The organism is Microbacterium sp. ZW3a (genome assembly GCF_057167165.1).
The window spans coordinates 3,201,302-3,219,888 of the sequence record NZ_CM169903.1 but is presented as its reverse complement, the minus strand read 5'-3'; the positions used below and the strand labels follow the sequence as shown (position 1 = coordinate 3,219,888).

Annotated in this window: 18 protein-coding genes; 13 read left to right on the top strand and 5 right to left on the bottom strand. The window is 68.8% G+C overall.

What is annotated here, in order from left to right; all coding sequences use genetic code 11:
- Window positions 1–103: 103 nt before the first annotated feature.
- Both ACU6WY_RS15005 and ACU6WY_RS15000 read right to left on the bottom strand, forming a co-directional pair.
- Entirely contained in the window at window positions 104–1,165 is a 1,062-nt protein-coding gene (locus tag ACU6WY_RS15005) for an LLM class flavin-dependent oxidoreductase (RefSeq protein ID WP_483820409.1), read from the bottom strand.
- 298 nt (window positions 1,166–1,463) lie between these two features.
- Window positions 1,464–2,369 (bottom strand): LysR family transcriptional regulator, encoded by a 906-nt coding sequence (locus ACU6WY_RS15000; RefSeq protein ID WP_483820408.1) that lies wholly within the window; start codon window positions 2,367–2,369, stop codon window positions 1,464–1,466.
- Window positions 2,370–2,473: 104 nt separating this feature from the next.
- Here ACU6WY_RS15000 and ACU6WY_RS14995 point away from each other — a divergent pair, with 104 nt between their 5' ends.
- Window positions 2,474–3,832 carry an MFS transporter gene (locus tag ACU6WY_RS14995; protein ID WP_483820407.1) on the top strand — a complete coding sequence of 453 codons (1,359 nt, stop codon included), beginning with the start codon at window positions 2,474–2,476 and terminating at the stop codon, window positions 3,830–3,832.
- Between the two features lie 5 nt (window positions 3,833–3,837).
- Window positions 3,838–4,587, top strand: a complete 750-nt coding sequence (locus ACU6WY_RS14990) for a 3-hydroxybutyrate dehydrogenase (RefSeq protein WP_483820406.1) — start codon at window positions 3,838–3,840, stop codon at window positions 4,585–4,587.
- Window positions 4,588–4,820: 233 nt separating this feature from the next.
- Here the strand turns inward: ACU6WY_RS14990 and ACU6WY_RS14985 are convergent, their stop codons facing one another.
- Complete coding sequence (locus ACU6WY_RS14985; protein ID WP_483820405.1) at window positions 4,821–5,903, bottom strand: hypothetical protein; 1,083 nt, start codon at window positions 5,901–5,903, stop codon at window positions 4,821–4,823.
- 247 nt (window positions 5,904–6,150) lie between these two features.
- On the opposite strand from ACU6WY_RS14985, the gene rpsF reads away from it, so the two are divergent.
- From rpsF to ACU6WY_RS14955, 6 genes are all read left to right on the top strand, one after another.
- The gene (gene rpsF / locus ACU6WY_RS14980; RefSeq protein WP_483820404.1) at window positions 6,151–6,543 is read left to right on the top strand and encodes a 30S ribosomal protein S6; all 393 of its coding nucleotides are present in this window, start codon (window positions 6,151–6,153) and stop codon (window positions 6,541–6,543) included.
- Between the two features lie 5 nt (window positions 6,544–6,548).
- The gene (locus tag ACU6WY_RS14975) at window positions 6,549–7,064 is read left to right on the top strand and encodes a single-stranded DNA-binding protein (protein WP_483820403.1); all 516 of its coding nucleotides are present in this window, start codon (window positions 6,549–6,551) and stop codon (window positions 7,062–7,064) included.
- Between the two features lie 101 nt (window positions 7,065–7,165).
- Window positions 7,166–7,420 carry a 30S ribosomal protein S18 gene (rpsR, locus tag ACU6WY_RS14970; protein WP_013584646.1) on the top strand — a complete coding sequence of 85 codons (255 nt, stop codon included), beginning with the start codon at window positions 7,166–7,168 and terminating at the stop codon, window positions 7,418–7,420.
- A 10-nt stretch (window positions 7,421–7,430) separates the two neighbouring features.
- Entirely contained in the window at window positions 7,431–7,883 is a 453-nt protein-coding gene (gene rplI, locus ACU6WY_RS14965; protein WP_483820402.1) for a 50S ribosomal protein L9, read from the top strand.
- Between the two features lie 218 nt (window positions 7,884–8,101).
- On the top strand, window positions 8,102–9,415 hold the full coding sequence (locus ACU6WY_RS14960) for an amidohydrolase family protein (RefSeq protein WP_483820401.1): 1,314 nt from the start codon (window positions 8,102–8,104) through the stop codon (window positions 9,413–9,415).
- On the top strand, window positions 9,408–9,839 hold the full coding sequence (locus ACU6WY_RS14955) for a cupin domain-containing protein (protein WP_483820400.1): 432 nt from the start codon (window positions 9,408–9,410) through the stop codon (window positions 9,837–9,839). Before ACU6WY_RS14960 ends, ACU6WY_RS14955 begins: the two co-directional genes overlap by 8 nt.
- Window positions 9,840–10,334: 495 nt before the next feature.
- Here ACU6WY_RS14955 and ACU6WY_RS14950 read toward each other — a convergent pair whose 3' ends face one another.
- Together ACU6WY_RS14950 and ACU6WY_RS14945 are read right to left on the bottom strand one after the other, a co-directional pair.
- Entirely contained in the window at window positions 10,335–11,798 is a 1,464-nt protein-coding gene (locus ACU6WY_RS14950; RefSeq protein WP_483820399.1) for a chaplin family protein, read from the bottom strand.
- Window positions 11,799–11,879: 81 nt separating this feature from the next.
- Window positions 11,880–12,962 (bottom strand): hypothetical protein, encoded by a 1,083-nt coding sequence (locus tag ACU6WY_RS14945; protein ID WP_483820398.1) that lies wholly within the window; start codon window positions 12,960–12,962, stop codon window positions 11,880–11,882.
- Between the two features lie 601 nt (window positions 12,963–13,563).
- Here ACU6WY_RS14945 and dnaB point away from each other — a divergent pair.
- The 5 genes from dnaB to ACU6WY_RS14920 all read left to right on the top strand — a co-directional run bounded on the left by dnaB (window position 13,564) and on the right by ACU6WY_RS14920 (window position 18,431).
- Complete coding sequence (dnaB, locus tag ACU6WY_RS14940; protein WP_483820397.1) at window positions 13,564–14,931, top strand: replicative DNA helicase; 1,368 nt, start codon at window positions 13,564–13,566, stop codon at window positions 14,929–14,931.
- A gap of 213 nt (window positions 14,932–15,144) precedes the next feature.
- Window positions 15,145–16,101: an SMODS domain-containing nucleotidyltransferase gene (locus ACU6WY_RS14935; protein ID WP_005054599.1), complete on the top strand. Its 957-nt coding sequence runs from the start codon at window positions 15,145–15,147 to the stop codon at window positions 16,099–16,101.
- 2 nt (window positions 16,102–16,103) lie between these two features.
- On the top strand, window positions 16,104–16,610 hold the full coding sequence (locus ACU6WY_RS14930) for a hypothetical protein (protein WP_005054597.1): 507 nt from the start codon (window positions 16,104–16,106) through the stop codon (window positions 16,608–16,610).
- 13 nt (window positions 16,611–16,623) lie between these two features.
- Window positions 16,624–17,913, top strand: a complete 1,290-nt coding sequence (locus ACU6WY_RS14925; RefSeq protein WP_005054595.1) for a ThiF family adenylyltransferase — start codon at window positions 16,624–16,626, stop codon at window positions 17,911–17,913.
- Window positions 17,910–18,431, top strand: a complete 522-nt coding sequence (locus tag ACU6WY_RS14920; protein ID WP_052323164.1) for a Mov34/MPN/PAD-1 family protein — start codon at window positions 17,910–17,912, stop codon at window positions 18,429–18,431. Before ACU6WY_RS14925 ends, ACU6WY_RS14920 begins: the two co-directional genes overlap by 4 nt.
- Window positions 18,432–18,587: the final 156 nt, after the last annotated feature.

Genomic DNA, 18,587 nt, shown 5'->3' with positions numbered 1-18,587 from the left:
GTCCGAGACATGCGGATGCCGAGGCGCGCCATCCGCGTGTCTTGGACACTCAAGGGCCCGGGTAGGCGCGCGGTGGCCCGGGCAGCCGCGCAGCGCCCGCGCCTCATGCGTCGCGCAGAGCCTCCAGCCGCCGCACGCGCGGGATGACCTCAGCGGCGAACCGCTGCAGTTCGGGCAGGTGCGGCGAGAACTGCAGCAGCAGGGTCGAGACGCCGACGTTCGCGAACTCCACGACGCGCTCGGCGACCTGGTCGGGCGTGCCGACGAGGTTCGGGCGGAGGCCGCGGTTCGACACCGAGTACTCCTTGAGGTCGACGGGGGTGTCGAGCTTCGACTTGCTCACGAACTCCTGGTACGAGCCGTAGGCGGCTCCCCCGCGCACGTCGGTGATGCGGTCGATTTCGGCCTGCGCCTCGTCTTCCGTGTCGCGCACGACCGCGTACGCCGCCATGCCGAACGCCTCGAACGGCGTCGCCCCCGCCTCGGCGCGGCGACGCCGCATGTCGGCGACCTTCGTCGACAGCTCGTCGAGCGTGCCGCCGTGCGTCAGGTAGGCGTCGGCGAACCGCGTGATCGCGGTGCGTCCCGCCTCGCTCTCTCCCCCGGCATACAGGCGCGGGATCACCCGCGGCTTCGGCTCCAGGAACGTGCCCTCGGTGCGGTAGTACTCCCCCTCGTACGCGAACGGCGTCTGCGTCCACAGGCCGCGGAGCACCTCGACCCACTCGATCGTGCGGGCGTACCGGTCGTCGTGCGCGCTGAAGAGCCCGTCGTACTGCTTCGCTTCCTCCGCCCACCACGCCGACACGACGTTGAGCGTAAAGCGCCCGCCGCTGATCTCGTCGATCGTCGCGGCCTGCTTCGCCGTGTGGAACGGGTTGTGGAAGCCGGGTCGCACCGCCGCCAGCAGCTCGAGCTTCGAGGTCACGGCCGCGAGCCCCGCGGTCACGGCCCACGCGTCGAGCGACGGCGCCTCGACGCCCTTGATGTCGTTGAGGTTCAGCTCGGGAATGAGCGTCAGGTCGAAGCCGCCCTCCTCGGCGGCCCGCGCGATCTCGGCGATGTGGGCGAACGACACCGGCGTCTGCTCGTCGTCGACGTTGCGCAACCACCCGCCGAAGATCGGGGTCCAGTAACCGAAACGCACGCGCTGGGGGGAGGTCATGGCATCCATCCTCACCCGGCATCCGGTGTGTGTCGTCACGGGGAGAAACGGTCCGTCACATGTCGTTGACCGCTCGCGCGGCCGGTGTGACGGTAGCCCGCAACCGATCACCGAGGAGCACCCATGACCGACATCGCGTCCATCCACGAGCCGCTGAAATTCGCCTATTGGGTCCCCAACGTCAGTGGCGGCCTGGTGATCAGCTCGATCGAGCAACGCACCGACTGGAGCCTCGACGACAACGTCGAGCTCTTGTCGGTGCGGTACGGATCCGCGCATTCCTCGTGTGGAATACGCGCTACGCGCCGTCGAGCATCTGCTGTGCCCGCGCGGTCTGGTCTCGTAGTGCCTCCGCCAGCGCGGCGACGGCGGGGATCCGCAACGAGTCCGCTCGCACGATCATCCAATAGGGAAGTCGCTCGTTGACCTCTGACGGGAGCAGCCGCACCAGATCGTCGTGCCGGTCGGCGGCGAAACAGGGAAGCATGCCGATTCCGGCACCTACGCGTGTCGCCTCCACGTGCACGAACACATTGGTCGAGGTCACGCCGTCGCGCATGCGCGGAACGAGCCGCCGCGGAAGGTCGAGTGCCTCCACCTGCAGCATCGAGTCGACGAAGTACACCAGCCGGTGTCGCTCGAGCTCGGCGAGGTCGCGGGGCGTGCCCTCGCGTTCCACGTACTCCCGCGAGGCGTACATGCCGAGGGTGTAGCTCCCGAGGCGTGTCGCCTCGCCGCGCGAGGTCTGCGGCTCCCCGACGACCACCTCCAGGTCGAGCCCCGGCCGGTGCAGGGCGGCGCGGCGCTGGGTCGCCACGATCTCGACGGAGAGCTCCGGATGCCGCTGCCGCAGTGCCGCAATGGCGGGAGCGGCCACGTACGCGCTGAAGCCGTCGGTCGCCGACATCCGCACGACCCCCGACACCGGGTCGGGCTCCTCTCCCCCGCCGGACAGTCGCGACATCGCGGCTTCGATCCGCCCGGCCGTCTCGACGGCGTGCTGTCCGAGTGCTGTCAGCTCCCAGCCGCGGCCCGAGGAGGCCACGACCACGCGACCACCGAGCGCGTCCTCGAGAGCGGCGATGCGCCGCGCGACGGTCGTGTGGTCGACGCCGCGCACGTGGGCTGCGGCGGTGTACCGGCCGGTGCGGGCGACCGCGAGGAGCGTCAGGAGGTCGTCGGCGCGGACGTTCGTGGCATCCATGTGTGCAATTGTGCACACTAGGCGCGCGTCATTGGGCATTGCCGCATGGTGTGCGGCTCCGCAAACTGTCTCGCGGGTGTCACCGTCGACACCGAAGGAGCAGCATGGAATCCCCCACCACCGCGCACCACAGCGCCTCCCCCACCGCCCCCACGAGCAAAATCCGCCGCGTTGTCGCCGCCTCCATGGCCGGAACCGTCGTCGAGTGGTACGAGTTCTTCCTCTACGCCACCGCCGCGAGTCTGGTCTTCGGCACGTTCTTCTTCCCGTCGACAGGATCCCCCTATGACGGCATCATCGCGGCGTTCGTCACCTACGCGGTCGGGTTCGTCGCCCGCCCGCTCGGTGGCATCGTGTTCGGCCAGATCGGCGACCGGTTCGGCCGCAAGCCCACGCTGCAGGCGACGATCGTCATCGTCGGCGCGGCGACGTTCCTGATGGGATGCCTCCCGGGATTCGCCTCCGTCGGATACTGGGCGCCCGCGATGCTCGTGGCCCTGCGCTTCATTCAGGGCTTCGCCGTCGGCGGCGAGTGGGGTGGCGCCGTGCTGCTCGTCGCGGAGCAGAGCCCGGATCGCACGCGTGCATTCTGGTCGAGCTGGCCGCAGGCGGCCGTTCCGGTCGGAAACCTCCTGGCCACGACCGTGCTGCTGATCACCTCGTTCGTGCTCTCGCCCGCGGCGTTCCTCGACTGGGGCTGGCGCATCGCGTTCTGGCTCTCGGCCGTAATCGTGCTCGTCGGCTTCTACATCCGCACCCACGTCGAAGAGGCCCCGATCTTCCTCGAGGCCAAGAAGCAGGTCGAGCACGAGAAGGCCACGTCGTTCGGCGTCGTCGAGGTGCTGCGGCGCTACCCCAAGGGTGTCGTCCAAGCGATGGGCGTCCGGTTCGCGGAGAACATCGTCTACTACATCGTCGTCAGCTTCTCGATCGTCTACCTGAAGACGGTGCACGCCTACGACACGAGTCAGCTCCTTCTCGCGCTGCTCATCGCCCATGTCATCCACTTCGCCGTCATCCCGCCGCTCGGACGCCTGGCCGACCGCATCGGCCGTCGGCCGGTGTACCTCGCCGGCGCGATCCTCAGCGCGACGTGGGCGTTCTTCGCCTTCCCGATGTTCGACACGCTGAACCCGGTCGTGATCGTCGCGGCCGTGTCGATCGGTCTGGTCTTCCACGCCGGTATGTATGCGCCGCAGCCCGCGGTCATGGCCGAGCTCTTCCCCACCCGCATGCGGTACTCGGGCGTCTCGCTCGGAGCACAGGTGACCGCGATCCTCGCCGGTTCGCTGGCGCCGATTCTGGCGACGCAGTGGTTGCGCGACTTCGGTTCGTGGCTGCCGATCGCGATGTACATCGTGGTGGCGTGCGTCGTCACGTCGGTCGCCGTGCTGTCGCTGAAGGAAACGCGCGGCATCTCGCTGCGCGCCATTGACGCCGCCGACGCGGCGCGAGGGAAGTAGGAATAGTGGGCATCGACCTCAGTGGGCGCCGCGCCCTCGTCACCGGGGGCGCCAGCGGTATCGGCGCGGCGATCGCGCGGACATTCGCCGGGGCCGGTGCCGAGGTGACGGTCGCCGATCTCAACGGCGCGGGTGCTCAGGCCCTCGCCGCCGAGATCGGCGGCCACGCCTGGACCGTCGACCTGTCGGACACGGCGGCCCTGGCCGACCTGAGCCTCGACGTCGACATCCTGGTCAACAACGCCGGCATCCAGCACGTGAGCCCGATCGAGCAGTTCGCGCCCGAGCAGTTTTCGTTCATGCTGCGCCTGATGCTCGAAGCGCCGTTCCTCCTCATTCGCGCGGCGCTGCCCGGCATGTACGAGCGCGGCCTCGGCCGGGTGCTGAACGTGTCGAGTGTTCACGGCATACGCGCATCGGCATATAAGTCCGCGTACGTCACCGCAAAGCACGGTCTCGAGGGTCTGTCGAAGACCACGGCGCTCGAGGGTGGACCGCGCGGCGTCACGAGCGTGTGCATCGACCCCGGATACGTGCGATCGCCGCTCGTCGAGAAACAGATCGCCGATCAGGCGCGGGCGCATGGCATCCCTGAAGCGGAAGTGCTCGAGAAGGTGCTGCTGACGGATGCCGCGATCAAGCGGCTCGTCGAGCCGTCGGAGGTCGCGTCGCTGGCGCTGTGGCTCGCGGGCCCGGATGCCGGGATGGTCACCGGCGCGAGCTACACGATGGACGGCGGCTGGTCGGCGCACTGAGTGCAGCGGCGAGTCCGGCCGGGGCGGGAGTGCGCGCCAAACTCCTGAGTTCCGAGACGTCGATGGCGGGTTGCCCGCGGCCGAACTCCTGAAATCCGATGCCTCAGTCGCCGGATGCCGTGGCGAAAGCCGTCTACCGGCGAAAAGTCAGGAGTTCGGCCCAGGCCGCCGACCAGCGGCCGCCCGGATCTCAGGAGTTCGGCGCGCGCCGCGCGTCACCGACCGCTCCGCGGTCAGCCGACGATGATGTCCACGACGACCGAGAACAGCCACCAGCCGATCGCGAGCACCGCGATCACCGCTCCGATCCACGAGAAGCCGCGGCGCAGCCGGCGTCCCTCCCGGGCGACGCCGGCGGGCGGGGGAGTGAGGAGCGGAATGCCCGAGGCGGCGGGTGCGGCGTCAGCGGTGAGCCGCTCGTCGCGCCACCGCGCCCACTGCGCGAGCTTGTCGTCGATGGCATCCACCGTGCCGAAGATCCACTCCCACACGGCGGGATCGAGGGTCGAGAGTTCGCGCCGGGCATAGAGGAACAGGCGGTCGTCGACGATCTCGACGTCGAGGGCGGCGGCGTTGTCGACGAACCGCGCCATGACGTCGGGGGTGAACAGGTACAGGGCGTCGCGCTCATAGCCCTTCGGGCAGTACAGCGCGAAGTACCGGTCGAAGTCGCCCTCGAGGCTCAGACGCTGATCGCGGCTGAACATCGCCGGGAGGTTGGACCCGCCGAACAGGCCGTTGTTGCCCACGGCATCCAGGACGATGTGGGGCAGCGGCGTGTCGAGCCGGATCTCGACGTACGCCCATTTGTGCGTCTGCTCGTTCTTGCCCGACCCGGTCTTGTAGGTGTAGTTGCCGATCTCGACGCCGCCGGGGAGCGGTCCGCGCACGACGTCGGTCGCCTCGCGGTCGCGTCCTTCGCTGAAGATCATGCCGGGCAGGCCGGGGTTCGAGACCGTCGGGGTCCACGACATGCCGTTGGCTTCGGCGAAGCGCGCGAGCCGGTAGCGGTGCTCGGCTCGCCCGTGGAGCAGCTTCCCCAGCGCATATCCGACGGAGAGCACCGCCGCGACGAACACCAGGAGGAAGAGGATGCCGATCGGGCTCGGCCGGCCGTCGGCGTCCGCGAGCAGTCCGAAGCTCACCACCGCGGCCAGCAGCGTCGCCGAGAGCAGCAGGATGCTGCCCACCACGACGAACCCGACCACCGTGAGGACGATGCTCGTGAGCTTCCCCTCGCGCCGCAGTCGGGCCGTGAACGCGCGCACCTCGGCGCGGTCGACCGGACCCGTGAGGGCCGAAGTGTCGAGGGCCATGCGCTCCGCCTTCCGTCGTCGCCTCCACGCTACCGAGCGCCGGCGTTCCGGCCCCGGGACCCGCACCGCTCGCCCCACACCCCGACGGGCCCAGAGAGGTTCGATTCCCCCCGGGCAGTGGCATCCGTTAGACTACGAAGGTTGTCTGGCGACGCCCATGCGCGTGTAAGCCCGAGACGACGTGCAACACACCCTCCTGCTGCCGGGAAATGCCCGTCAGCCGTTCTAGTCCGAAGGAGGTGGGTTAGTGACGCACCAGTACCAACTCATGGTCATCTTCGACCCCGAGATCGACGAGCGCCAGGTCGCTCCGAAGCTCGACGGGTTCCTCAAGGTCATCACCAACGATGGGGGAACCATCGAGAAGGTCGATGTCTGGGGCCGCCGTCGTCTGGCCTACGAGATCAAGAAGAAGAACGAGGGCATCTACGCCGTCGTGGACTTCATCGCCACGAGCGAGGCCACGCAGGAGCTCGACCGCCAGCTGAAGCTGAGCGAGCAGATCATGCGTACCAAGGTCCTCCGCGCGGAGGAGGCCATCGCTCAGGTCGCCGCCGAGGCGAAGCGCTCCGAGGAGAAGGCTGCTCGCAAGGCTGCCGCTCCCCGCAAGGTCGAGTCCGCCGAGAAGGCTGCGAAGTAACGACGATGGCCGGCGAAACCGTCATCACCGTCGTGGGCAACCTCACGGCTGACCCCGAGCTGCGGTACACGCAGAACGGCCTGCCGGTGGCGAACTTCACGATCGCGTCGACTCCCCGCACGTTCGACCGTCAGGCGAACGAGTGGAAGGACGGCGAGGCGCTCTTCCTGCGTGCCTCGGTGTGGCGCGAATTCGCCGAGCACGTCGCCGGTTCGCTGACGAAGGGTTCCCGTGTCATCGCGACCGGTCGCCTGAAGCAGCGTTCGTACCAGGACCGCGAGGGCAACAACCGCACCTCGATCGAGCTGGAGGTCGACGAGATCGGCCCCTCGCTCCGCTACGCGACCGCTCAGGTCACCCGCGCTGCCTCTTCGGGCGGCGGCGGTGGCGGCGGCGGACAGCGCCCGCAGGTGCAGCAGTCGAACGACGAGCCGTGGTCGACCCCCGGGTCGAACAACGCGGCCGGCGGCGCCGACGCCTGGAGCACTCCCGGTTCCTACGGAGACGACACCCCGTTCTGATCTCGTCGCGCCTCACGGCGTGACGACCCCGAAAATTCCGGATGCCACCCGCCAGGCGGCTCGCCCGCCCCGGCATCCGAACCCACACGAAAGAAGGAAGCATGGCTGGAAAGGCCACTGGCGACCGCCGCAAGCCGCGGAAGGGCGCGAAGAACGCAGCCCCCGCGAAGGCGATCCGCGTCGGCGTCATCGACTACAAGGACGTCGCGACCCTCCGCAAGTTCATCTCGGAGCGCGGGAAGATCCGCGCCCGTCGTATCACCGGTGTCTCCGTGCAGGAGCAGCGCCTGATCGCCCGCGCCATCAAGAACGCGCGCGAGATGGCTCTCCTGCCCTACGCCGGCGCTGGCCGCTAAGGAGCACCCGATGGCAAAGCTGATTCTCACGAATGAGGTCACCGGGCTCGGTAGCGCCGGTGACGTTGTCGAGGTCAAGAACGGGTACGCCCGTAACTACCTCATCCCCCAGGGCTTCGCCGTGTCCTGGTCCCGCGGTGGCGAGAAGCAGGTGGCGTCGATTCGCGCCGCTCGCGAAGCCCGCGCGATCCACGCCCACGAAGATGCCGTGGCCCTGAAGAACTCGCTCGAGTCGACCACCGTCAAGCTGGCCGTCAAGGCCGGTGCCGAGGGTCGTCTGTTCGGTTCGGTCAAGACCGGCGACGTCGCTGACGCCGTCAAGGCTGCCGGCCTGGGCGAGCTCGACAAGCGCAAGATCCAGATCACTTCGGCGATCAAGTCGGTCGGCGAGCACGAGGCGACCGTTCGCCTGCGTGACGACGTCACCGCCGTGATCACCCTCCAGGTGGTTGCCGCGAAGTAATTCGCTCCAGACACGGCCCCGGTTCTGCTTCGGCAGGCCGGGGCCGCTCTGCGTTCGGTGGCGGCACGGCTTCGTCGGGGTTGGGGCGCGATCCGTCCTTCGGGGCGGGCATCGTGCGCCCCAACGCACGGAATCCGCCCCAAACCGTGACGGCCGCCGCCGCGCCGCACCGCCCGTGCGACATCTGGCCGTCACACCGCGTCCCTAGGCTGAGGGTCGTGCAAGAACGTCCGGGGCCTGTCGTGCTGTATTCGGCATCCCTCGTCATTCCCATCACCGCGCCGCCCATCGTCGACGGCGCGATCGCCGTGGCCGCCGGGCGCATCCGTCACGTCGGTGACCGCGAGTGGGTGCGGCATGAGCTGCGCCAGCGCGGGGTCGAATTCGACGAGGTGCACTGGCCCGGCGTGCTGATGCCGGGCCTCGTCAACGCCCACTCCCACCTGCAGTACACGGGCATGGCCGAGGTCGGCCGCGGCTCGTACGCCGGGTTCGAAGATTGGGCCGCAGCCTTCCAGCCGGTCTACGAGTCGGGCCTGGATTGGGCGATGGATGCCAGGGCGGGGGCCGCGCACATGATCGCCGCCGGCACGACCGCGGTGGCCGACATCGTCACCGACGTCGAGGCGGCGTCGGCGCTGCACGACGCCCGGCTGCACGGCATCACCTACTGGGAGGTGATGAGCTGGACCAACGAGGCCTGGGCCGAGCGGGGGAGGGCCGAGGTCGAGGCGGCGCTGGACTCCCTCCCGTCGCCCCCGGGCACCGGTCTCTCGCCGCACGCACCGTACTCGCTCGACGTGGAGCCGCTGCTCGAGATTCCCGACATCGTGCGCGAGCGGGGGAGCCGCCTGCACATTCACCTCGGCGAGGCGGCGTTCGAGCGCGAGCACGGCGAGGCGCTGCCGTGGCGCGAGCGGCGTCCGGTGAGCTTTCAGGCGCTGCGCGACGAGGGGTTCGGCACGGGGGCGACCGAGTTCGTCGACGAGCTCGGCGTGCTCGGCCCCGATTGCCACATCGCGCACGGGGTCTACATGACGGCGCGCGACCGCGCGACCCTGCGTCTGCGCGGCACCACCGTGGCCCTGTGCCCGCGGTCAAACGCCGTGATCGGACTCGACGAGCCGCCCGTGGCCGCGTACCTCGTCGAGGGGAACGCGATCGCCGTGGGCACCGACTCGCTGTCGTCGTCTCCGTCGCTCGACCTGCTCGCCGACGTGGGAGCGCTCCACCGCCTCGCGCGGGCGCAGGGATACGCCCACCGGGATCTGGCATCCCTGCTGTTGCGCGCGGCGACACTCGGCGGCGCGCACGCGATGGGCCTCGACACCGGCCCCGAGCGCACGGGATACCTCGCCGTCGGCGCCGTGGCCGACCTCGCATTCTTCGACGTCGATGCCGGCCCGGTCGACGACACGCTCGAGACCCTCGCGGTCGACGGCGCCGGGCGCGCGGCGGCGACCGTGATCGACGGCGTGGTGCGCTTCGCATCCACCGCCTTCACCCGAGAGACCGGAGTGCACTGTGACTGACGACCGCCCCGCCACCGCCCGCCTGCTCGACCTCGAGCAGCACCCCGAGGGCGGCTGGTTCCGACGCGTGTGGACCGGGACGGTCGCGGTCGAAACGCCCGCGGGTGCGCGCCCGGCCGCCACGTGCATCCACTACCTGCTGACGCCGGGGGAGCACAGCGCGTGGCACGTCGTCACGAGCGACGAGGTGTGGCTGTGGCACGGGCCGGGGCGTCTCGCGCTGTCGCTCGGCGGCGACGGGTCGGCCCCGGAGCTCGACCACACCGTCGTGCTCGGCCCCGACCTGGCGGCGGGGGAGCGGCTGCAGTACACGGTTCCGGCGGGCGTGTGGCAGGCCGCGCAGCTCGCCGAAGAGGAGGAGGCGGTCGTCAGCTGCCTCGTCTCGCCCGGGTTCAGCTTCGAGGACTGGCGCCTGGCCGACTGAGCCTGGGTGGCGCCGGGTACCGCGCTGCTCGGAGTGCGGGAGGGGCGTGCGGAGGGCGCGTGCGGGGCGGAGGGCGTGGGCGGGGCGGAGGGCGCGTGCGGTGGGGCGTGCGGGCGGAGGGCGCGTGCGGTGGGGCGTGCGGGGCGGAGGGCGCGGGTGGGGCGGAGGAGGGTTTAGCTGTGGGGGTCCTCCGCTGGTCCCTGATCCTCCGCTTGTCGCGGGGGTGGGTGCGCGGGGATCCGCGGCGCTCTCGGTGGCGGGGCGGGGTGCGTGGCATGCGTGTCTCGGGCTGTTGTGGAGGGGCGTGCGGGAGGGGCGTGCGGAGGGCGCGGGCGGGGCGGAGGAGGGTTTCGCTGCGCGGGTCCTCCGCTGGTCCCTGATCCTCCGCTCCTCCCGGGTTCCCCCCGGCACGCCGAACACCGGATGCCATGCCGCGGCGGGCGATGGCATCCGGTGCCCGAGCCGGGAGAGGCCGGAGCCCCTCCCGGCGGGGTGTCAGGCGGTGGCGCGACGGCGGGCGAGCACCGCGCCTCCGAGGCCGAGCATGGCCAGGGCGGCGAGGCCGAGGCCCCACAGCGATCCGGCGTCGGTGCCCGTCACGGCCAGGGTGCGGTTGCCGGATGCCATCGCCGGCAGAGCCGACGCCGACGACACCGAGGCGACGGAACCGGTCACGGCCGAGCTCGCGGGCGTGCCGGGCGTGCCGGGCGTCCCGGGGGTTCCCGGTGTTCCCGGGGTACCAGGCGTGCCAGGGGTTCCCGGCGTACCAGGGGTTCCCGGGGTACCAGGCGTCCCGGGGGTTCCGGGGGTTCCGGGGGTTCCGGGGGTTCCGGGAGTTCCAGGGGTACCGGGCGTTCCAGGCGTACCCGGCGTTTCGGGGGTTCCGGTCTCGGAGCCGACCGTCGTGCTGTCGCCGATGATCGAGACCGCGTTGCCGCCGATGGTGACGGGGAGGCTGATCGGCACGATCAGCTGGTTGCCGCCGAGGAGGCCGTCGGTACCGTCGGTGGTGGTGTCGCCGGGCAGGCTGCCCGTGGTGCCGCCGGTCGTGGTGGCATCCTCGGTCTGGCTGTCGCCGATGACCGACACGGCGTTGCCGCCGATGGTCACGGGCAGGCCGATCGGGGCGATCAGCTGGTTGCCGCCGAGGAGGCCGTCGGTACCGTCGGTGTCGGCCTCGCCGGAGCCCCAGGTGCTGCCGCCGGTGGTGCCGGCATCCACGGTCTCGCTGTCACCGATCACCGACACGGCGTTCCCGCCCACGGTCACGGGTACCGAGATCGGCGCCACGGCCTGGTTGCCGCCGAGCAGGCTGTCCGAGGCGTCGGTGTCGGCCTCGCCGGAGCCCGAGGTGGTGCCGCCGGTGGTGCTGGCATCCGAGGTGTTGCTGTCGCCGATGACCGACACGGCGTTGCCGCCCACGGTCACGGGCACCGAGATCGGCGCCACGGCCTGGTTGCCGCCGCCGATGCTGTCCGCACCGTCGGTCTCGACGTCGGTCGGCGCCGCCTCCTCCGCCGGAGCGGGAGCCGGGGTGGGAGCCGGAGCGGGAGCGGGAGCGGGAGCCGGGGCGGGAGCGGGCGTCGAGGTCTCGGCATCCGCGGTCTCGCTGCCACCGATGACCGACACGGCGTTGCCGCCGACGGTCACGGGCACATCGATCGAGATGATGCCCTGGTTGCCCGAACCGATGCCGTCGCCGCCATCGGTGGTGGCGTCGGGCGCGGGCTCCGACGCAGGGGCCGAGGTGCTGGCATCCTCGCTGTGGCTGTCGCCGAGGAGCGACACGGCGTTGCCGCCGAGGGTGACGGGCAGGTCGACCGAGATGATCGCCTGGTCGCCCGAGAGGAGGCCGTCGGTGCCCGACGTCTCCGCGGCGTTGGCCACGCCGGCTCCGACGACGGCCAAGCCGCCGCCGATGAACGCGCCGATGAGGGCGCGCGAGTAGATCTTGCGCATGAGAGTTCTCTCCTGAGATGTGAATGAGGGTGCGCGAACGCGCGGGACCGTCTGTCGCGCCGAAGCACGACGAGGCCCGCCTCAGTCAGGAGAGACGTCGGTGTCGAACACCGGAGCGCCGGGGAGATCGTCGTCGACGAGTGCGCTGCGAGAGAAAAGAACGAAGGTGGGCGCACTCGCACGATCGTCGAGGCGCGCGGCCGCGGGGCTCGCACCACCCGAAGACGCGGATGCCGATGACGAACCCGGGATGCCATCGCCCAGCGCGTGCATCACCGGGGTCTCGCTGCGGGGCGGGGCCTGCGGCGCGGCGGCGGGCGTATCGGCGGCGGACAGCACCGCGGCCGCGGCGAAGGCGGACGTCGCGGCGCGCGCAGCGGCCGCCGCGGAGGGTGCGGCGGGCACGGCCAGCTCGACGCCCTCGGTCACTGCCGCCGGCAGCGGGGTGGTGACGTCGGTGCCGGGCGCGGGGAGTGCGGGAGTCGCGGGAACGAGCGGAAGCGCGGGAATCAGGGGAAGCGCGGGAGTCGCGGGAGTGACCGTGTCGACGATCTCGTCGACTGTGCCGTCGGGAAGGCTCGGCACGAGCGGACCGGTCGGCGGCGCCGTGCCGACGATCGTGGGAAGGGTGCGGTCGACCACGTCGGTGACGCCCGTGACGACGTCGTCGAGGCCGGTTTCGTCGACGATTCCGCCCACGACCGGCACCGCGACCACGGTGTCGACCACCGGGTCGACGATGGCGCCGACGACTTCGGCACCCGCGACGTCGGAGACGGTGTCGGTCACGACGTCGATCGCGCTCGCCGCGGTGTCGTTCACGCGGTCGACCGTGGTGTCGACGGCATCCGTCACGGTGTGCGTCACCTCGGCGACCGGCTCGCGTACGGGCGCGGGAACCACGGCGACCACCGGGGCCGTCACCGGCTCGATCCGGTCGGCGACGGATGCCACGGTGTCATCGACCGTGTCGACGAGACCGTCCACGGCACCGACCGTGCCCTGCACGGTGTCGCCGACGACGCCCAGGAGTCCGGAGCGGGAGTCGTCGTTGGCCGAGGCCGATGACGTGGTCAGAGTGAGCGAGAGGGCCACCCAGGCGACGGCGGCGAGGAAGGCCAGACCGAGCAGGCGCAACGCACGGTGTGCGTGTGCCCGGGTCATGGCATCCATCTCGAACTCCCCAAAGCCGATCGGCGGTGACCTATGACGCAGGACTCTACGCCCGCCAGCACGGCGAGGGGAAGGACTCAGTGAACTGCCAGGGAGCGCCGGGTGAAACGCGGGAGTACGACCGACACGCCGCGGGTGAACGCGACTTGACAGGGGTGGTCGCCATAGGTATCTGCTCGGCGCAGTTATCCCCCGAGTTGTACACACCTTTTTGTCAAGTCCGAGAACCTTCAAGGCTTACTTCAACCAGGATTCCCCCAGCTTTCCTGTGGATAAGTAAAGGCCAGGTCAGGGTGCACATCGAAAATCTGTTTCCACATGATCGCCCGAGTTCTCCACAGCAGTTGTGCACAGCCTTCGCGGCGTTTCTCGCAACCTGTCCACAGAGTTATCCACAGGCTTGTTTGCGTGGGGGAGGGGTGGTGCTTACCGTAGGTGCATCCCATCGGGCTCACCCGTCACCACCCGCGCGTCGATGTCGGAACTTGGTGATTCGATGCTGCCTGAGGTCGTCATCTCGACCCGTCCGACGCGATCCGCACCGCGGGCCGCGGTCGATGGGCGAGTGCGTCCGATCTGAGAAGGAGTGCCTGTGGCGATCGCCGACATCGCAGAAGAGCGTCTCGGAGGACCCCAGCGTCAGGAGCGCACGCCGCCCCACGACATCCTGGCCGAGCAGAGCGCCCTGGGTGGCATGCTGCTCTCGAAAGACGCCGTCGCCGATGTGATCGAGACGCTGCGCGGGCCCGACTTCTACGTGCCCAAGCACGAGCTGATCTTCGAGGCCATCCTCACGCTCTACTCGCACGGTGAGCCGACCGACGTCGTCGCCGTCACCGATGAGCTCATCAAGACCGGTGAGCTGCAGCGCGCCGGCGGCGCCGACTACCTGCACACGCTCACGTCGATCGTGCCGACCGCCGCCAACGCGGGCTACTACGCGTCGATCGTCGCCGAGCGTGCGCTGCTGCGGCGCCTGGTCGAGGCCGGCACGCGCATTGTGCAGATGGGCTACGCGGGCGAGGGCGACCCGACCGAGCTCGTCAACAGCGCGCAGGCCGAGATCTACAACGTGTCGGGCGACGACAGCGCCGAAGACTACATTCCCCTGACGATGGCGGTGGATGCCGCGGTCGAAGAGATCGAGGCCGCTCGCGGTCGCGACGGGTCGATGACCGGTATTCCCACCGGCTTCGCCGGCCTCGACCAGCTCACGAACGGTCTGCACCCGGGCCAGATGATCGTCATCGCCGCGCGCCCCGCCATGGGTAAGTCGACGCTCGCGCTCGACTTCGCCCGTGCCGCCGCGGTCAAGGCGAACATGCCGACGATCTTCTTCTCGCTCGAAATGGGGCGCAGCGAGATCGCGATGCGTCTGCTGAGCGCCGAGGGGTCGATTCCGCTCCAGAGCATGCGCAAGGGCACGCTCGATTCGCGCGACTGGACGACGGTCGCCTCCACTCGCGGTCGCATCAACGACGCGCCCCTCTACATCGACGACAGCCCCAACATGACGCTCGTCGAGATCCGTGCGAAGTGCCGTCGCCTCAAGCAGCGCGAGGGTCTGAAGATGGTGGTCATCGACTACCTGCAGCTGCTCACCAGCGGTAAGCGCGTCGAGTCGCGTCAGCAAGAGGTCAGTGAGTTCTCGCGTGCGCTCAAGCTGATGGCGAAGGAGCTGCAGGTTCCTGTCATCGCCTTGTCGCAGCTGAACCGTGGTGCGGAGCAGCGTGCCGACAAGAAGCCCGCCCTGAGCGACCTGCGTGAGTCGGGCTCGATCGAGCAGGATGCCGACATGGTGGTGCTCCTGCACCGCGAGGCCGCGTACGAGAAAGACAGCCCGCGTGCGGGTGAGGCCGACCTGATCGTGGCGAAGCACCGTAACGGGCCGACCGACACGATCACGGTGGCGTTCCAGGGGCACTATTCGCGGTTCGCGGATATGGCGCCGGGGATGTAGTGAACTTTGTAGGTTCTCGGCGAAGATGGCGGATTCTCAGATGAAGTGGCGGACAAATGGCGGATCCGCCATGTTCCTGAGAACGCTGCATGTAGTCGGACGTGAGGGCGCCGAGTATGCGGGACGAGAGACGGCGACTCTTCCGCAAGATGTCCGAGGTCGGCCGTACGCTGAATCAGCGCCCGCACCCGGGCCGCTGGGGAGAGGTGCTCCATGACGGTTCTCGAGTCTTTCGCTACCCTGCAGTCGGTTGTCGACGCGGATGTGAAGGTCGTGCAGATTGCCCGTGACCGTCGCGACACCTTCACGTCCGCGTTGCTGACCGCGCCGGATGTGAAGGTGGTGTGGGGGTCGGGTTCGCTCGCCCGCAGCACCCAGCTGCAGCCGGTGCATGATGTGGATCTCGTGGTCGAGTTCGATCAGGACGAGCACCCGGACTGGGGCGAGGACGGGGGCTCTGCCGAAGAGGCGATCGAGCGTTGCCATGATCTGGTGAACGATCTCCTCTCCGTGTCCCACGGATCGCGCGCGCAGCTGGTGCGCCTGATCCGCACCGCCGACCGCAATCGCGCCGCGAAGTGTTTCGTCGATCCGCCGGAGCAGGACAACGCGTTCACTGTCGATGTGATGCCAGCGTTGCGACGTCCGGACGGGATCCTGATCCCGTTCAAGAAGGAGGAGCGCTGGTCGCTCGCAGACCCTGAGTACCTCATCAACGAGGTCGCACGGCGGCAGCAGGACTGGTCGTTGTTTCGCCCGCTGGTCCGGGTCCTCAAGTACTGGTCGCGTCAGCATGAAGATGTGACCGGCACGGTCAAGTCGCTCGTGATGGAGGTTCTCGCGTTGGACTGCCTGTCGGTGAGCAACAACCGACCCGAGGCGTTGAAGAACTTCTTCGTCAACGCCTCGACGCACTCCTTGCGCGTTGAAGATCCCGCGGAGCTCTCCGGGTTGATCCAGCCGAGTCTGGACGTGGCCGGTCTGCGCAGGTCCCTAGAGGATGCAGCAGCTGACGCCGTCGCGGCGCTTCGGGCCGTCGCCTCCAATGATCAGCCGGCCGCGACACGTCACTGGCAGTCCGTCTTCGGGACTGCGTTCCCGCTCGTACTGCCTCCCGGTGGAGCGGGAGAGACTGGGCCGCGTCCGGTTCGCGATTCCCCGCAGGGCTGACCTTGATCCTCCGCAGCTGGTGGGAGGATGACCCGGGTCGTCTCGCGCAGGAGATCGACGACATCGGTTCGGTGGCCCCCGCCCTCGAGTGGACGCCCGAAGGTGCCGGTCACTTCAGCGGCGCACTCCCGGTATGGCCATTCACACGACCCGAACCAGCCGGGCTGTCAAACCTCGTCGACCAGCCGCTGCGCGCGCGGGTCGCGTACGGGCACGGCTTCCCCGCGGTCCCACCAATCCTCTACCCTTTGGAACCGCAGCCCGACGTCACCCTGCGAAGCTTCACCCAGTACCACGTGCTCCCCAATGGCGGCCTCTGCCTGCTCCGTGATGCCGACCAGTGGGACCTCTTCTCGCGGACCAGCGATCTGATCCTGAAAGCGTCGGGATGGATGATCGAGTTCGCCCTGTTTCAGCGCGGCAAGATCCCGAACATGACAGTCAACGGCATCGTCACCGACGAGCAACTCGATCACTTGATCACCGCGACCGCGGAAGAGACAGCGTGACCGAGCACAGCGCATGAGTGGCGAGAACTGGCTGGTGCTGTTGCCCACCGAAGCGATGGAGGTCATCGACAAGTCGTACGCGTGGGGCAATCTCACCTGCCGTCTGTCCGCACCGGACAAGGCCGCCATAGTCGTCGCCCTCTCGAACGAAGACTCGGACCTCGTCCATCTCACGGAGGATCCCGACCACTTCCTCACGGTCGCCGACTTCAATCGCGTCGGCCACTGGTACCGAGTGCCGGCGGACGCCGCGTTTTGCGCGTACCTTCTCACCCACCAACACGCGACAATGCCCTTCGACGCCTTCCAGACCCTCGTCCCGCAGGCGATCGCACCGCTTCCCGGCCAATGGCACATCGCCGTGACCTTCTGTCCCGACCCTCCGGAGATCCGCGATGGGGAACGGCTTCCGGCCTGGTCGGCGTGGACGATCTCGAACGACACCGTCCGCCCCATTTCTTTGGACATCCAGGACGGAACCCAGCATGTGACCGCCCTTGGAAGCCTCTGGCCAACCAGCCTCCTCTCGACCTCGCGGGCGCTCCTGCTAGGCGCCGGCAGCATCGGAGGAGCCGCAGCCGAAGCACTCGCAAGCTACGGAGTTGGCCACATCGACCTGGTCGATCCTGACAAGATCCTCTTCCACAACGTTCCCCGGCACGTCCTCGCTGCCGCGAGCGTTGGAATGTCCAAAGTGGATGGATTAAAGGCATCCCTGAACAGGCAGTGGCCGGAAAGCAACATCAGCCCATGGCCCATCGACCTCACCGCCAACGCCAACATCACCCGACCCCTGATTGACGCCGCCGACATCATCATCTGCACCGTCGACGGAGTCGAACCCCGACGCGTCGCAAACTACCTTGCACGCCGTGCGGGCAAACCGATTGTGTTCGCCTGCGTCCTCGCCGACGGCAGATACGGAGAGATTCTGCGCATCCGTGCACTGCCCGAGGTCGGATGCCTCGACTGTCAGCGTCGATACATGCGCGACAACGGAATGATCGATCCCGAACCGAGCCTGGACCGAGGCTACGGGGACGGCACCCGACACAACCCGATGACCGCAATAGGTGGAGACCTTCACCTCGTTGGGAGCATCGCAGCGAAAGTCGCCGTCGCGACTCTCTTGCAAAACGCCGGTGAAGTCGATCAGACCCTCACCGATGACAACCTCGTCATCGCCCTCCGCCCATCACCCGGCTACGCCGCCCCCTTCGATGCGCGACGAGCACTCCACCCGCACTGGTCCTCCGCGACGCCCCCTTACCCGGACTGCCCCGCATGCCATCGCCACCCGTGAGCTGGACCGTCGGTATCACCCAGGGTGCGCTCACATCGATCAGAACGATCATCGCGAGAAGCGACCCCACGCTCGAAACCGGCGGCGCACTCTTCGGACACGAAAACGCCCTCGTCATTACATCCGCCTCCGCACCCGGTCCGAACGCCGTCCACCAACCCGGCTACTTCCTCCGTGACCTCGAATACACCCAACTCGCCGCGGACCGCGCCCACAAGGTCGACCGCTCACAATGGATCGGAGAATGGCACACCCATCCCAACGGTCCGCCAGAACCCAGCCCGCTGGATCTCAACACCTACATCTCCCACCTCGTCGACTTGGAACTTCGCTTCCATCGATTCATCGCGCTTATTGGGTCACCGAATCCCCGCCCGCACCTGAGCGTATGGGTGCTCGCGCAATCGCCAGACGGCATCGAACTCCACCGTGCCGCGCTCGCACTCACAGCAACCGATCAGGGCTCGCGGAACCAGATGCCACCCGGCGAAGCCACTGAAGTCCAACATCGAAGTTGAGGTTTCACCAGTACCGGCCGCTGCCCACATCATTGCTGACCGCTATGCGCGACGGGTAGAACTACGTCGTGGACCTACACAAAGCGCGTGGCGTCCGAACACGAACATTCGACACCATCCCCGCGGGCGATCTCCCAGCCGCGTCCATTGAAAGCG